At 64.4% G+C, this 14,396-nt stretch carries 11 protein-coding genes; 5 read left to right on the plus strand and 6 right to left on the minus strand.

Features of this window, described 5'->3' with window-relative positions; translation table 11 throughout:
- Positions 1–3: 3 nt before the first annotated feature.
- A complete protein-coding gene (locus HZZ16_RS12020) occupies positions 4–873 on the minus strand; it encodes a branched-chain amino acid ABC transporter permease (protein WP_025037494.1) in 870 nt (289 codons plus the stop codon).
- A gap of 231 nt (positions 874–1,104) precedes the next feature.
- Positions 1,105–2,283, minus strand: coding sequence for an ABC transporter substrate-binding protein (locus tag HZZ16_RS12025; protein WP_197948665.1), 1,179 nt, complete (start codon positions 2,281–2,283; stop codon positions 1,105–1,107).
- A gap of 471 nt (positions 2,284–2,754) precedes the next feature.
- Here HZZ16_RS12025 and HZZ16_RS12030 point away from each other — a divergent pair, with 471 nt between their 5' ends.
- Positions 2,755–3,042, plus strand: coding sequence for a hypothetical protein (locus tag HZZ16_RS12030; RefSeq protein ID WP_197948666.1), 288 nt, complete (start codon positions 2,755–2,757; stop codon positions 3,040–3,042).
- A gap of 82 nt (positions 3,043–3,124) precedes the next feature.
- Here the strand turns inward: HZZ16_RS12030 and purU are convergent, their stop codons facing one another.
- Positions 3,125–3,988: a formyltetrahydrofolate deformylase gene (purU, locus tag HZZ16_RS12035; protein ID WP_197948667.1), complete on the minus strand. Its 864-nt coding sequence runs from the start codon at positions 3,986–3,988 to the stop codon at positions 3,125–3,127.
- Positions 3,989–4,130: 142 nt separating this feature from the next.
- Here purU and HZZ16_RS12040 point away from each other — a divergent pair, with 142 nt between their 5' ends.
- Positions 4,131–4,991: a uroporphyrinogen-III synthase gene (locus HZZ16_RS12040; RefSeq protein ID WP_197948668.1), complete on the plus strand. Its 861-nt coding sequence runs from the start codon at positions 4,131–4,133 to the stop codon at positions 4,989–4,991.
- Here the strand turns inward: HZZ16_RS12040 and HZZ16_RS12045 are convergent.
- Both HZZ16_RS12045 and HZZ16_RS12050 read right to left on the minus strand, forming a co-directional pair.
- The gene (locus tag HZZ16_RS12045) at positions 4,988–5,668 is read right to left on the minus strand and encodes a redoxin domain-containing protein (protein WP_197948669.1); all 681 of its coding nucleotides are present in this window, start codon (positions 5,666–5,668) and stop codon (positions 4,988–4,990) included. The genes HZZ16_RS12040 and HZZ16_RS12045 overlap by 4 nt on opposite strands.
- 21 nt (positions 5,669–5,689) lie before the next feature.
- Positions 5,690–9,013, minus strand: a complete 3,324-nt coding sequence (locus HZZ16_RS12050; RefSeq protein WP_197948777.1) for an adenylate/guanylate cyclase domain-containing protein — start codon at positions 9,011–9,013, stop codon at positions 5,690–5,692.
- Between the two features lie 338 nt (positions 9,014–9,351).
- Between HZZ16_RS12050 and HZZ16_RS12055 the strand changes: the two genes are divergently transcribed.
- Positions 9,352–10,614 (plus strand): MFS transporter, encoded by a 1,263-nt coding sequence (locus HZZ16_RS12055; RefSeq protein ID WP_197948670.1) that lies wholly within the window; start codon positions 9,352–9,354, stop codon positions 10,612–10,614.
- 8 nt (positions 10,615–10,622) lie between these two features.
- On the opposite strand, the gene HZZ16_RS12060 is transcribed toward HZZ16_RS12055, so the two are convergent.
- A complete protein-coding gene (locus tag HZZ16_RS12060) occupies positions 10,623–11,297 on the minus strand; it encodes a Crp/Fnr family transcriptional regulator (protein WP_197948671.1) in 675 nt (224 codons plus the stop codon).
- A gap of 337 nt (positions 11,298–11,634) precedes the next feature.
- Between HZZ16_RS12060 and HZZ16_RS12065 the strand changes: the two genes are divergently transcribed.
- Together HZZ16_RS12065 and HZZ16_RS12070 are read left to right on the plus strand one after the other, a co-directional pair.
- Complete coding sequence (locus HZZ16_RS12065) at positions 11,635–12,456, plus strand: ABC transporter ATP-binding protein (RefSeq protein WP_197948672.1); 822 nt, start codon at positions 11,635–11,637, stop codon at positions 12,454–12,456.
- On the plus strand, positions 12,453–14,384 hold the full coding sequence (locus tag HZZ16_RS12070) for a long-chain fatty acid--CoA ligase (RefSeq protein WP_197948673.1): 1,932 nt from the start codon (positions 12,453–12,455) through the stop codon (positions 14,382–14,384). Before HZZ16_RS12065 ends, HZZ16_RS12070 begins: the two co-directional genes overlap by 4 nt.
- Positions 14,385–14,396 lie beyond the last annotated feature (12 nt).

Genomic DNA, 14,396 nt, shown 5'->3' on the forward strand with positions numbered 1-14,396 from the left:
AACTCAACGCGCGGCCGTGCGGCCGAACAGGCCGTTCGGGCGCCAGATCAGGATCACGATCATCATGGTGTAGATCACGAAGGGGCCCATCTTCGGCACGTAATATTTGCCGGCGACGTCGCCAATGCCGAGCAGCAGCGAGGCGAGGAATGGGCCTGTTATCGAGGACGAGCCGCCGACGGTGACCACGATCAGGAAGTAGATCATGAACTTCAGCGGGAAATACGGATCGAGGCCGAGGATCTCGGCGCTGAGCGCGCCGCCGAGGCCGGCGAGCCCGCAACCGAAGGCAAAGGTGAAGGCGAACACCTGCGGCACGTTGATGCCGAGACCGCTCGCGGCGCGGGGGTCATCGACGGCCGCGCGCAGGCGGCTGCCGAAACGCGTCTTCGCCAGCACCATTTGAAGCGCGATGGTCAGCAGGCCGCAGATCACGATGATCATCAGCCGGTAGCGGCCGATGCCGACGCCGAACAGGTCGAACTGGCCCTGGAGCGCGGCGGGTAAATTGATGAAGACCCGCGAGGATCCCTGGATGTAATCGACGGCTGCCACCGACATGAAGGTCAGGCCGATCGTGAACAGCACCTGGTCGAGATGGCTGCGGGTGTAGAGATGACGGTACAGCGTGCGCTCGAGCGCGATGCCGATTGCAGCCGAGGAGACGAAAGCGAGCGGCAGGGCCGCGAAGAACGGCCAGCCCATCCGGTTGACCAGCACCATGCAGACATAGCCCCCGGCCATCGCGAAGGCGCCGTGGGCGAGATTGACGAAGTTCATCAGGCCGAGCGTGACCGCGAGCCCGCAGGCGAGCACGAATAGCAGCATGCCGTAGGCGACGCCATCGAACAGGTTGGTGAGGATTGCGGTCATCGATAGCCGGAAATAGCCCTAGATGTATCCAAGTGCCTTACTGCGCCCCCTCCCCCTCTTGCGGGGGAGGGTCGGGGAGAGGGTGTTTCCGCAATGGGGCAATCCCCAAGAGGAGACAGCCCTCACCCGGCGCTTTGCGATAGCCGAGGCTTCGCCTCGGCGTCTCTTAAAGGACGGCAGCCGAAGGCGGCCTACGCTCTCCCGCAAGCGAGAGAGGTTCAGAAGAGCGCGTCACTTCTTGGTCTTGCCGAGATCCTTGACGGCCTCGAAGGTCGCGAACTCGACATTGTAGAGTTCGCCATCCACCTTCTCGACCTTGCGGATGTAGATGTTCTGCACGATGTCGCGGGTCTCGGGGTCGATCGAGATCGGACCGCGCGGGCTCTCCCACTTCTGGCCCTTCATGGCCTCGATCAGCTTGTCGCCGTTGGTGTCGCCACCGGTCTTCTTCAGCGCCTCGTAGATCAGGTGGATGCCGTCATAGCCGCCCACGGCCATGAAGCCCGGACGGTTGCCGAAGGCCTTCTTGTAAGCCGCGACGAAGTCCTTGTTCATCTGCGATGGGTGCGCCGCCGAATAGAGATGCGCGGTGACCGTGCCGAGTACGGCGTCGCCCATGTTGTTGAGCAGATCGTCGTCCGTGACGTCGCCCGGCCCGATCACCTTGATGCCGGCCTTGTCGAGGCCACGCTCGGCATATTGCTTCATGAAGTTGCCGCCCTGGCCCGCCGGCACGAACACGAAGATCGCGTCCGGCTTTGCGTCCTTCATGCGCTGCAGGAACGGAGCGAAGTCGGGGTTCTGCAGCGGCACCTTGACCTCTTCCACCACCTCACCGCCTCCGGCCGTGAAATGCTGCTTGAAGAAGTTGAGGGCGTCATTGCCCGGCGCGTAGTCCGAGGTCAGCGTCGCGACCTTCTTGATGCCGTTCTTCGCCGCCCAGTCGGCGATGATGGTCGAGGATTGCGCCAGCGTGAAGCTGGTGCGCACGATATAGGGCGAACGCTCGGTGATGATGGAGGTGCCCGCCGCCATCACGACTTCCGGGATCTTGGCCTGGGTTGCGAGCGGCGCGGCGGCGAGCGCGGCCGGCGTCACGCCGAAGCCGGCGATGAAATTGACCTTGTCGTTGACGATCAGCTCCTGAGCGGCGGTCTTGGTCTTGTCCGGAATTGCGGCGTCGTCCTTGACGATGACCTCGACCTTCTTGCCGGCGACGGTCTCGCCCTTCTGCTGCATGTAGAGCTTGATCGCGTTCTCGATCTGCTTGCCGGTCGAGGCCTGGCCGCCGGTCATCGGCAGGATCAGCCCGATCTTGACCGTGTCTTCCGCCTTGGCGGGCGCGACGGCCGCAAGGCCCGCGATAGCGACAACCGCTGCGGTGCGTGAAAAAATCCTGCGTTCGAACATCAGATGTCCCTCCCCTTCATTCCTCACTCTTGTGCGCCGGACCGAGTACCCGGTCCTTGCCGCGCTTCACTCACGGACAAGCCATGCCGTGCGGCCACATGGCGTCCTCTGCAACCCCGTTGTCAATCGGACGTTGGGCGACCATTCGGCGCAAGCCGCGTGATCTGCCTCAACGACGGCAGGGAGAGATTTGTACGATTGTACAAATAAAATGGTCCTGTCAACGAAAAAGCCCCGCCTTGTGGCGCGGCCCCGCCCCGATGACCGTCACGACCATCGCGCAGTGTATACCGTACCAACTGCAGCTCCCCCATCAAGCTCAAAATATGACTATTATAATACCTTTCTTGTATACAGCTTCGTCCACCCTCGAATAGGCCAATTTTACATATTGAGAGCTATGGTTTGCCGCCGACGCCTATCCGGCGCTCCACCATCTGCGCCCCAATCGGGGCACGACCAGAGATATTCATGCGCTCCCGTTCGCTTTCGATCGCCGCCGCACTGGCCCTGCTCGCTCCCAATCTTGCAGGCTGCGGGACGATCAATGAAAAGCTCTCCGGCGGCATGGGCGACTACGTCCCGCAATGGGCCGGCGGCCTGCCCGCTGATGCGCCGCCGCGACCCGGCTCGCCGCAATACGACGCCTACATGAAGGAACGCGAGCGCAAGCGGCTGATGCCGGCGGCCGATCGCGAGAAGGAAGAACAGGCCCAGAAGGGCGCGACGGGGACAAATTCGGGAAACGCGGTGCGTTGAGACGCCGCCGTCATTCCGGGGCGATGCGTCAGCATCGAACCCGGAATCTCGAGATTCCGGATTCGCGCTTCGCGCGCTCCGTCTAATCCACGAACACCACGGTCTTGCGGCCGTTGAGGATCACGCGGTCGTCGAGATGGTAGCGGATGGCCCGAGCCAGCACGCGGCGCTCGATGTCGCGGCCTTTGCGGACCAGATCTTCCGGCGTGTCGCGATGGCTGATGCGCTCGACGTCCTGGTCGATGATCGGGCCCTCGTCGAGGTCGCGCGTGACGTAATGCGCGGTGGCGCCGATCAGCTTGACGCCGCGCTCATGAGCCTGGTGATAGGGCTTGGCGCCCTTGAAGCCCGGCAGAAACGAGTGGTGGATGTTGATGCAGCGCCCCGACAGCTTTGCCGAGAGATCGTCGGACAGGATCTGCATGTAGCGGGCGAGCACCACCAGATCGGTCGTCGTCTTGCCGACGAGGTCCATGATCTGCGCCTCTTGCTCGCGCTTGGTCTCCTTGGTGACGGGCAAATGGTGGAACGGGATGCCGCCGAAATCGAGCCCGGCATAGACCTCGCGCGGATGGTTGGAGACGATCGCGGTCGGAACCATCGGCAATTCGCCGGTGCGCCAGCGGTAGAGGATGTCGACCAGGCAATGATCGGACTTCGACACCAGCAGCATCACTTTGCGATGCGCGGCGCGGTCACGCATCTGCCATTCCATGCCGAAACGCTCGGCGATCGCGGCAAAGCCGGTCTGCAGCGCCGACAGCTCCACGGCAAGATCGGCCGCTGTGAACACCACCCGCATGAAGAACTTCTTGGTCTCGACGTCGTCGAACTGCTGGGCGTCGAGGATGTTCTGTCCGTTATGAGCAAGAAACGTCGACACCGCCGAGACGATGCCGGGGCGATCCGGGCAGGACAGGGTCAGGACATATTGATGGTCGGGCAAGGCTCGGCTCTTGATGAAGGTTTGTGCAGCGGAACATTCCTGCGATTTGCGCCCTGCTCTAGCACCGACCCCGCCCTTGCGCCAATCCCGACCGCGGAGTCAGGATGAACGGACAATTGCGAATTTTCATCGGAGCATCCTCATGGCCGACCGCTTGAACGGCTACCGCATCCTGATCCTGGAAACGCGCGAGGAGGCGCAGTTCTCCAAGCTTCTGGCCGAGCAAGGCGCCGAGGTCGTGCAATGCCCGATGTTCACCATCCATGATGCACCGGACCCGGCTCCGGTCGAGGCCTGGATCCGCCGCGCCATCGACAATCCCTTCGACGATCTCGTGCTGATGACCGGCGAAGGCTTGCGTCGCATCATGAAGCTCGCCCGTGCCCGCGGGCTCGACGCCGGCCTTGTCGCGGCGCTCGCCAAGGCGCGCAAATTCACCCGCGGCCCGAAGCCGGGCAAGGCACTGCGCGAGATCGGCCTCGAGGCGCAACAGACCACCGATAAGCCGACGACCGAAGGCGTGATCGAGATGTTGGCCGGGCTCGACCTGAAGGGGCGGCGCCTAGGTCTCCAGCTCTATCCCGACAAGGACCACAGCGCGCTGATCGGCGCGCTGGCCGAGCAAGGCGCCGCCGTCGATACCGTGCTGCCCTACGTCTACGATTCCAAGGCCGCCGATGCCAACATCGTCGCCGCCATTGACGACATGGCAGAGGGACGCATCGACTCGATCGCCCTGACCAATCTCGGCCAGGTCCGCCGGCTGATCGAGGCTGCCAAGGCGCATGGCAGCGAGACGAAGCTGCGCTCAGGCCTCGAACGCACACTGATCGCATCGGTCGGTCCAGCGGTTTCCGGCGAACTCGCAGCGCATGGCTTGCGTACCGATGTCTCGCCCGCCGACGAAGCCTATTTCATGCGTCCACTGATCTCGGCCATGGCGCTAGCCCTCGCGGAGAAACGGCCGCACGCGGCAGGCTCGTCGCCGGACGGCGACAACTAGCTCGCCACCTGCGACGCGGCCGACATCAGTTCCTGTGGGCTCGGCGCTCCGAACATGCGCTGGCCGCCGTCAGGGACCTCGGTAAACGTCCAGCGCACGATCCCTTCCCGATCGAGCAGGAACTGGCCGAACAGCTGGCCCGTGCCGGCCGCCGCCATGCGCTGATCGGCTTCGGTCATCTCGTAACCGTCCTTGTTGTTGAGGTACTCGGCGGCCGCCGGCCGATTCATCGGGCGAGGCAGTTCGCCGGGCATGTCGACATTCATGCTCATGACAACGTCCATACCCACCTTGCGCGGCCACTCGGTTTCGTTCTCCGTGAACTCGATGGTGGGCAGGCCGAACGCGCGATGCGAGATCCGGTCGGGGTCGGACGCGGCAAGCAAATTGGGCAAGGGATGATAGCGGAAGTAGAGCCGCGCCCGGTCGATCGGCGTATTGACGACCGTGAGACTTTCGATGCCCTTCCCGCGCAACTCACCGTCGAGCTGTGCCTGCGCGGCGATATGGCGCCGGCAAAACGGGCAGTGCAGGCCACGAAACAGGCCGACCAGTATCGGACTATGCCCGCGATAATCCTCGAGCGCGATCTTTCCTTCGCGCGTGATGGCGTCCAGCACGATGTTCGGTGCGCGATCGCCTGGCTGAAGTGGTGCATCGACGTGACGGTCTGACATGGTTGAACTCCCTCACATTGGCTAGTCAAGAAATGGCAATACGATCAGCCCTGCGGGATCGAGGTCGTGCCGGGCGCAGACATCATGGGCCAACGCGAAATACCGCTCGGCCTCGGGCATGTCGCCTCGATCAAGGTTCAGTGTCGCAAGACCATCATAACACGGAAACAGCTGCTGCGGCTCCCCGGTCTCGGTCGCGACCTCGATGGCCTCGTCGTAGCAGCGCGCTGCGAGGTCAGGGCGGAAGTGGCATTGATGGATCTGCCCGAGCACGATCAGGGGAACCGGAAGATGCTCGCGCTGATCGAGCGCACGGTCGATCTCGATCGCCTTCTCGGCGGCCGGCACCCCTTCCTCGGTGCATCTGTCCGTGAAGGTGCAACAGGCGACAGCAAAATTGGCCAGCAGGCGCGCCTGGAAGCCGAGGTCGCCGATACGGTGCGCGACATCGAGCCCGCGTCTGCAAACCTCCATCGCTTTCGCCGGGTCGACGATCGTGTAGAGCACGCCAAGGTTGGTGTAGCCGCGACACGCCACGTTGAGGAGGCCGGCGGCTTCGGCTGCCGCGACACTTTGCTCCACCTCGCGCACCGCCTCCTGGTGTCGCCCAAGCCGCGCCAGCGCAACCCCCTTGGTGTTGAGGGCCTCCGCAATGGCGCGCGCCGCCTCGGCCCCGGCCTGCTCGTCCCCGTTCGCCGGCGCGGACCGCGCGAAGCCGAGCGCCTCGTCTGCCCACCTCGCGGCCGCGACGTGATCCCCCACACGAAACGCGAGACGGCCGCGCTCCTGCAGGAGGTGGGCCCACTCGATGGGCGCGTCCGTCCCGCCAAGCCGCTCGGCCGCCTCAGCATAATGCGACTCCGCGCTGGTGCGCTTGCCGGCGTCCCACAACAAGTGGCCGAGCTTGCGAAGAATTCGCGCTTCGCCGATTCGATCCCGGGCCGTGCGATGCTCCTCGAGGGCGCGGCGGTAGTGCTCCTCGGCCATGCTTCGGCGGCCAGCCACGCGACAGAGGTCCGCAATCCGTTCATAGAGGACTAGGCGTTCCGGGTCCCGATCGCCGCCGGCGAGCAGAACGGCGAGAGACTGCTGATAGAAGCGGATGGCATCGTCGTTGGCATAGCTCGCGCGTGCGCGATCGCCGGCGGCGCGCAGATAGCGCGCGCCTTTCGGCTTGCTTGCGCTGAGACTGAAATGGTGTCCAAGCAGGACGAGATCTTCGAGCCGCTCGGGCTCGTTGCCGTGGAGCCGCTCCAGCGCGACGCCGATCCGTCCGTGGAGCTCGATCCGGCGCTGCAGAAGCAGGTTCTGATAGATCACGTCCTGAAGCATGGTCTGCGTGAAGCGGTAGGTCCGCAGCGAAATCGAATTCGAGCCTGCGACCTCCTCGACGATCTCGGCGTCGCACAGAAGTTCGAGCCCCGCCTCGACCCTTGCCGGCTCGGTTGCCGCCGCACCGAGAACGGCCGCATCGAAGCGCGGGCCAATCACCGCGGCTTCCTGAGCCAGGTGCCTCACCTGATGCGGCAACCGATCCAGGCGCGCCAGCAACAACGCCTGAATGCTCGCCGGAATTTCGGCGGCGGCTTCGTCCGACGTCATCCGCCACTGCGCACCGTCACGTACGAGGGCGCCGGCTTCGATGAGGCCACGGATGATCTCCTCGAGGAAAAGCGGATTGCCGCCGGCACGCTCGAGGATACGGCTGAACAAATGTCCCGGCGATTCACGCAGGCCGTGACTGAAGTACGCCGCGAGCAGCCTTCGTCCGTCAGCGTCGCCAAGCGGAGCCAGTCGAAGAGTGGTGTGACTGATCCGGCTCGAACCGAACTGGTCCAGCTCAAGCATCGGCCGATGTGTGAACAGCAGCATCAGCCGCGACCGCTCCAGCCGCTCCATCAGGAACCGCAAAGCTTCGAGCGACACCGCATCGGCCCAATGCAGATCCTCGACGATGATCAGCAGCGGCGACTGCGCGAGCCGGCGTTCGAAGACGGTGCGGATCGCGAAAAAGATCTGCCGACGGAGCTGTTCGGGCTCGACGTGCCTGAGCACGGCGTCGCGGTCGCCGTGGCCAAGAACGTGCAGATAGAGAGGCATCAGGCGGTCAGCCTCGTCAGTCGCGAGGCCAAGCTCCGACAGCGCTTCGGCAACTCTCGCCTCCGCCTCCGCGGCGCCGGCCTTGTGTGCGATACCATAGGCGCTGCGCAGCACGGCGGCCAGTGTGCCGTAGGATTGTTCGCCGAGCGGCGAGCAGACCGCCTGCCGGATCGCCACGCCTGCGAAGCGATCCTCTTCGCCGATGCGGGTGACGAATTCGCTCACCAGGCGCGTCTTCCCGATGCCGGCCTCGCCGACCAGCCGCACCAGCTGAGCCGCGCCGCTGCACGCGCGATCGAGACTGCCGATCACGCGCGCAAGTTCGGCGTCGCGTCCGATCAGCGGCGCATCGAGGCCCAGCGTGTCGAGGCCTCGTGCCGCACGGGGCGTCTCGAGCGGTCCCTTCAGACGATGGACCAGAACGCTGCCCATCTTGCCCTTGAGTGAGACCTCGCCAAGCGAATCATAGGCGAACGCATGCCGCGTCAGACGGTAGGTCAACGGTCCGACCAGCACCTCGCCCGGAGGCGCCATCGACTGCAGTCGCTGGGCGGTATTCACGGTGTCGCCGGTGACCGAATAGGATTTGGCAACGCCCACGCCCAGCCCGCCCGCAACGACGTGCCCGGTGTTGATGCCGACATGGAGCAGCAGCGGCGAACCAGCATAGGCCTTCGCGCGCTCGCTAAGTCGCGCCGACCGGATGATCATGTCGAGGGCTGCGCGAACCGCGCGCTCCGGGTCGTCCTCGTGCGCGGCTGGCGCACCAAACAGTGCGAGCAGCGCATCGCCGATGAATTTGTCCACGAAGCCGCCAAAGCTCTGCACCGCGGCCGTCAGCTCCGCGAACAATTCGTTCTGAAGCGTCTGCATGACCTCGGGGTCGAGCCGCTCGCTCATCGCCGTGAAGCCGCTGAGGTCGGCAAAAAGCACGGTGACAGTGCGGCGGTTCGCTTCGCTATCGATTTTGTCCGACGGCGGTCGAAATGCGTGTTGCGCCTCGGGCGTGAGCACGAGCGGTGGCGAAGAGGAGCTCGATGGGACGGCCGTCGAGTCCGTCCGCACCGCTGCCTGCCCGCCGCCTTTGGCTGCCGCAGCGACGAGAGTGCCGCATTTCGGGCAATACGCGAAATCAGATGCGCATGGAAAACCGCAACCAGGGCACGGGCTCGGCTGCTTCGTGCCGCAGTGCGGACAGAAGGCAAAGCCGCTCTGAACCTCGAAACCGCAACCCGAGCAGTTCATGGCCCAATACCTCGCGAGAGCCGCGATGGGGCTATCCGCTGGGCCCGACCTCATGGGCCCAGGATGCGGACCAGAATGGGCTCGACACACCCGAAGAGCAAGCGGCTGAGACTGGTCTACCCCTTCGTCGCGGATTGGACCGCGAAGCAATGCTGCGGGTGCACCGGCCGATCGAACGCCGCCCGCAGCGCGACGCGATTCATGGCGCAGCGCAAATTGTCGGCAAGCATGGCGGCTTGCCGTAGCGTCAATTGACACGCGCGTCGCCGGTACTACGCTCACGAACAGAAGAACGAATAAGAAGGGCAGGGAATCGCCGTGAAACCCGTCATCGCATCTTGAGCACAGCCGTACGACCTTCCGCGCTCGCGCCATTCCGCATCCGCAACTATCGCTTCCAGTGGCCGTCCGACCTGCTCACCTCCTGGGCGTTCGAGGTCGAGACGCTGGTGCTCGGCTGGTACATCCTGGTCGAGACCGGCTCGGTGCTGCTGCTCACCGTGCTCGCTTCACTCCAGTTCGTCGGAACATTGGTCGCGCCCGTGTTCGGCATGATCGGCGACCGCATGGGTCATCGCGATCTCCTGGTCGCGATGCGCCTTGCCTATACGGCGCTGTCGTCGACCATCATGGTCCTGGCGCTGAGCGGTCATCTGTCGCCGCTGAGCGTCATGATGATCGTCACGATCATGGGCCTGATCCGCCCCTCCGATCTCGGCGTTCGCGGCGCGCTGCTGGCCGATATCATGCCGGCCGAGCAGCTGGTAGGCGCCATCAGCGTTGCACGCACGACTCAGGACAGCGCGCGCATTGCCGGAGCGTTGACGGGCGCCGGGCTGTTCGCCGTCCTCGGTATCGGCCTCGTCTATGTGGCGATCGCCTGCCTTTATTTCACGGCAGCGCTGCTCATGCTCTGCCTGACCCGGCCGAAAAGGACCGTCACGACGAGCGATCTTCCCGCGAACAGCCATGCCGTTTCGCGGCTGTTTGGCGACCTCAAAGAGGGGATCGTCTATGCCTGGAACGGCCCGGGAATGCGCGCGGCGCTGTGCGTCGCTTTCCTGGCCAATCTTACCGCGTTTCCCTTCACGGGCGGATTGTTGCCCTACATCGCGCGGGAGATCTTTCATACCGACCAGACCGGCCTCGGTTATCTCTCGGCGAGCTTCGCCGTCGGCTCGCTGATCGGCTCCATCACGCTCAGCCTGGTCAGTGGCGTGCGCATCGCGCGGCTTCTGATCGGGGCAACGTTGGCCTGGTACGCCATGCTGCTGGTATTCGTGGAGGTCCGGGCGATGCCGGTGGCGATAGGCTGCCTCGTCCTCGCCGGCATCGCCCAGAGCATGTCGATGATCTCGGCTGCCGTCATCCTGATGCGCACCGCGAGCCCACATCTGCGCGGCCGCGTCATGGGCGTGCGCATGATGGTGATCTACGGCTTGCCCATCGGACTGCTCGCGGCCGGCAGCCTGATCGACGTCATCGGCTATTCCGCGACGGGCTCGCTCTATGCCGTCGCAGGATTCGTCGCGATGCTCGCCATTGCGATCCGTTGGCGTACCGACCTATGGCCGGTGCATGCGCCCGCCAACGCACGATGACGAGACTTCTAATCCCCATACCCGCGCAGCCGCTCGATATCGAGGATCGTGACCCCGCCATATTCCAGTCGCAGCAGCCCTTCTTTCTCCAGGCGGTTCAGCGCGCGGTTGGCGTTCTGGCGGGACATGCCGGAGAGCGCGCCGATCTCCTCCTGGGTGATCTCCAGATGCGCGGTCGATTCCGGATAGAGGATCGGGTTGAACAGCGAGGCGATGCTGCGGGCGAGGCGCGCGGTGGCATCGAGCGTGCGGTTGACCTCGAGCATGCCGATGAACTGGCCGAGCCGCTCGTTGAGCTGGCGCACCAGGAAGCGGTTGAAACCTACGCTGTTCTCGAACAGCCACATGAAGGCGCTGCGTTCCATCAGCGCGACGCGGCTGTCGCGCAGCGCGACCACGTCATAGCGGCGCGGCTCGTTCTTGAGCACGCTCCCTTCGCCGAACCAGGCCCCCGCCGTCAGCCCGGCAAGGCTGGTCTCCTTGCCGTCGCGCGAGACCCCGCCCATACGGGCAAGGCCGCCCACCATGCCGGCCCAATAGGCAAAAATATCGCCGCGCATGAACACGCTCTCGCCGGTGCCGTAGGACCGCTCCGTGATTCCGGCGCGCGCGACCTCGATCTCGGCTGGTGTGAGCTCGCGCGACCAGGCGGCAATGCGCTTCAGATGATCCTCTGAAATCATGATCTCGAAGCCAGCCGCACCGTTCTGTCACCCCATGCTCCTGTTGCACTGCAACAGAACCGCTTCGGCCATCCATCCGACGAAAGATGAAGACCCGCTCGGCCCGACAAACTTTGTCGCAGAATTGTCAGGCCGGAGACATTTCAAAATAGCGATTTCCCCTATTGAGGACCACCTCGGGCGACGCGGCTTTTGATCCCTCACGGGAACGAAGGCGGCGCCGGTCCGGTCGAGACCAATAGCTGCATGGTCTGGCCGGCACGACCGTACTAGGATTGCCCGACAGGAACGGACGAAGAGCGCCAATCAAGCGCCATGACCGGGAGGGATTCGTTTGGTGGCTACCAGTCTCGAAGTGCGCGGCGTGTCCTTGCGATTCGGCGGCGTCCGTGCGCTGACCGACGTCAGCTTCGCCATCAGGGAAGGCGAGCTGTTCTCGATCATCGGCCCCAACGGCGCCGGCAAGACCTCGATCGTGAACTGTATTTCCGGCCGCTACAAGCCGACCGAAGGCCAGCTGTTCTATCAGGGCCGCGATATCACCGGCCTGACGCCGAATGCCCGCGCCTCGCTCGGCATCGGCCGCACCTTCCAGAATCTTGCGCTGTTCCACCACATGAGCGTGCTCGACAACGTCATGGTCGGTCGCCATCACCTGCTGAAGAACAATTTCCTCACGGGCTCGCTGTACTGGCTCACCGGCGCCCGCAAGGAGGAGCTCGAGCACCGCCGCAAGGTGGAAGAGATCATCGACTTCCTCGATCTGCAGTCGGTGCGCAAGGCCACCGCCGGCACCCTCTCCTACGGCCTGCGCAAGCGCGTGGAGCTCGCCCGTGCCATGGCGCTCGAGCCGCGCCTGATCCTCCTCGACGAGCCCATGGCCGGCATGAATTTCGAGGAGAAGGAGGACATGGCCCGCTACATCGTCGATCTCAACGAGGAGTTCGGGATGACGGTGGTGATGATCGAGCACGATATGGGCGTGGTGATGGACATCTCCCACCGCGTCATGGTGCTGGATTTCGGCAAGAAGATCGCCGAGGGCGATCCGGCGACCGTGCTCGCCGATCCACACGTCAGGCGCGCTTATCTCGGCGAAGAGGACGAGGTGCTGGTCGATCCCGATGATGCCTCTCACGCGCAGGAGAGCGCGGCATGATGGATTATGCGGGCCGCGTCGCGCAGGCCGACACCTATCCGAAGATGCTCCGGCTCAATGCCAGGGAGCACGGCAACGAAATCGCGCTGCGCGAGAAGGATCTCGGGCTCTGGCGCATCTTCACCTGGAACGACTATCAGGCCCGCGCGCGTGATTTCGCGCTCGGCCTCATCGAGCTCGGCCTGGGCCGCGGTGATGTCATCGGCCTTATCGGCGACAACCGGCCGGACTGGGTCGCGGCAGAAATTGCAACACATGCCATTGGCGGCCTCAGCCTTGGGCTCTATCGCGACGTCCTGGATGAGGAGGCTTCCTATCTCCTCAATTACGGCGAGGCGCAGCTGGTCTTCGCTGAGGACGAGGAGCAGGTCGACAAGCTGCTTACCCTTGCCGAGCGCGTGCCGAAGCTGAAGCACATCATCTATTCCGATCCGCGCGGGATGCGGAAATACGACGACCCGCGCCTGATGTCGGCGGAGAGGTTTGCCGAGCTCGGCCGTGCCCGCGCCAGACGCGAGCCGGAGCTCTACGACAGATTGGTCGATGCCACCAAGGGCGAGGACGTCGCGATCCTCTGCACCACGTCCGGCACCACCTCGCATCCGAAGCTCGCGATGCTCGCCGCCGGACGCGTGCTCGGCCATTGCGCGACCTATCTCGCCTTCGACCCCAAGGGTCCCGGTGACGAATATGTCTCGGTGCTGCCGCTGCCCTGGATCATGGAACAGGTCTACGTGCTCGGCAAAGGTCTGCTGTGCCGGATGAAGATCAACTTCGTCGAAGAGCCCGACACGATGATGAACGATCTGCGCGAGATCGCACCGACCTTCGTGCTGTTCGCGCCGCGCGTCTGGGAATCCATTGCCGCCGACGTCCGTGCCAAGGTGATGGACGCAACGCCCTTCAAGCAGCGCCTGTTCGACATCGGCATGAAGTCGGGCCTTGCCGCACTCGAACAGGGGAGGCGCTCGGGCTTTGCCGACGCGATCCTGTTCCGCGCGCTGCGCGACCGCCTCGGCTTCACCCGGTTGCGCTCGGCCGCGACCGGCGGCGCAGCGCTCGGGCCTGACACCTTCAAGTTCTTCCAGGCCATGGGCGTGCCGCTGCGCACGCTCTACGGCCAGACCGAGCTGCTCGGGGCCTACACGCTGCACCCCGAGGGCAAGGTCGACCCTGATACCACCGGCGTGCCGATGGCCGACAGCGTCGAGATCCGCATCGACAATGCCGACGTCCACGGCGTCGGCGAGATCGTCGTGCGGCACCCCAACATGTTCCTCGGCTACTACAAGAATCCCGAGGCCAGCGTCGCCGACCTCAAGGACGGCTGGCTGTGCTCCGGCGATGCCGGCTATTTCAATGAAGACAACCAGCTGGTCGTCATCGACCGCATCAAAGATCTCGCCGAGACCTCCCGCGGCGAGCGCTTCTCGCCGCAGTTCATCGAGAACAAGCTGAAATTCTCGCCCTATATCGCCGAAGCCGTGGTGCTCGGCGCCGGCCGCGACGCGCTCGCGGCAATGATCTGCATCCGCTACTCCATCATCTCGAAATGGGCGGAGAAGAACCGCCTCTCCTTCACGACCTATAGCGACCTCGCCTCACGGCCGGAGGTCTACGCGCTGCTGCAGAAGGAGGTCGAGACCGTCAACGCCACGCTGCCGCCGGCCCAGCGCATCTCGCGCTTCCTGCTGCTCTACAAGGAGCTTGACGCCGACGACGGCGAGCTCACCCGGACGCGAAAGGTTCGCCGCGGCGTCATCAACGAGAAATACGCCGGCATCATCGACGCCATTTACCGCGGCGATTCCGACATCCCCGTCGACACCGTGATCCGCTTCCAGGACGGCACCACGCAGCGGGTGCGAACGACGCTGCGCGTGGTGGACCTCGGCGGGCACGGGCACATGGCGGAGGCTGCGGAGTGATACAGATAGTCG

It is taken from the genome of Bradyrhizobium glycinis (assembly GCF_016031655.1).
Taxonomy (GTDB): Bacteria; Pseudomonadota; Alphaproteobacteria; order Rhizobiales; family Xanthobacteraceae; genus Bradyrhizobium; species Bradyrhizobium glycinis.

Bases quoted from the DNA above. Each gene is read 5' to 3' on its own strand.
- HZZ16_RS12020 (WP_025037494.1), bottom strand. From the start codon at position 873: ATGACCGCAATCCTCACCAACCTGTTCGATGGCGTCGCCTACGGCATG.
- HZZ16_RS12025 (WP_197948665.1), bottom strand. From the start codon at position 2,283: ATGTTCGAACGCAGGATTTTTTCACGCACCGCAGCGGTTGTCGCTATC.
- HZZ16_RS12030 (WP_197948666.1), top strand. From the start codon at position 2,755: ATGCGCTCCCGTTCGCTTTCGATCGCCGCCGCACTGGCCCTGCTCGCT.
- HZZ16_RS12040 (WP_197948668.1), top strand. From the start codon at position 4,131: ATGGCCGACCGCTTGAACGGCTACCGCATCCTGATCCTGGAAACGCGC.
- HZZ16_RS12045 (WP_197948669.1), bottom strand. From the start codon at position 5,668: ATGTCAGACCGTCACGTCGATGCACCACTTCAGCCAGGCGATCGCGCA.
- HZZ16_RS12050 (WP_197948777.1), bottom strand. From the start codon at position 9,013: ATGAACTGCTCGGGTTGCGGTTTCGAGGTTCAGAGCGGCTTTGCCTTC.
- HZZ16_RS12060 (WP_197948671.1), bottom strand. From the start codon at position 11,297: ATGATTTCAGAGGATCATCTGAAGCGCATTGCCGCCTGGTCGCGCGAG.
- HZZ16_RS12070 (WP_197948673.1), top strand. From the start codon at position 12,453: ATGATGGATTATGCGGGCCGCGTCGCGCAGGCCGACACCTATCCGAAG.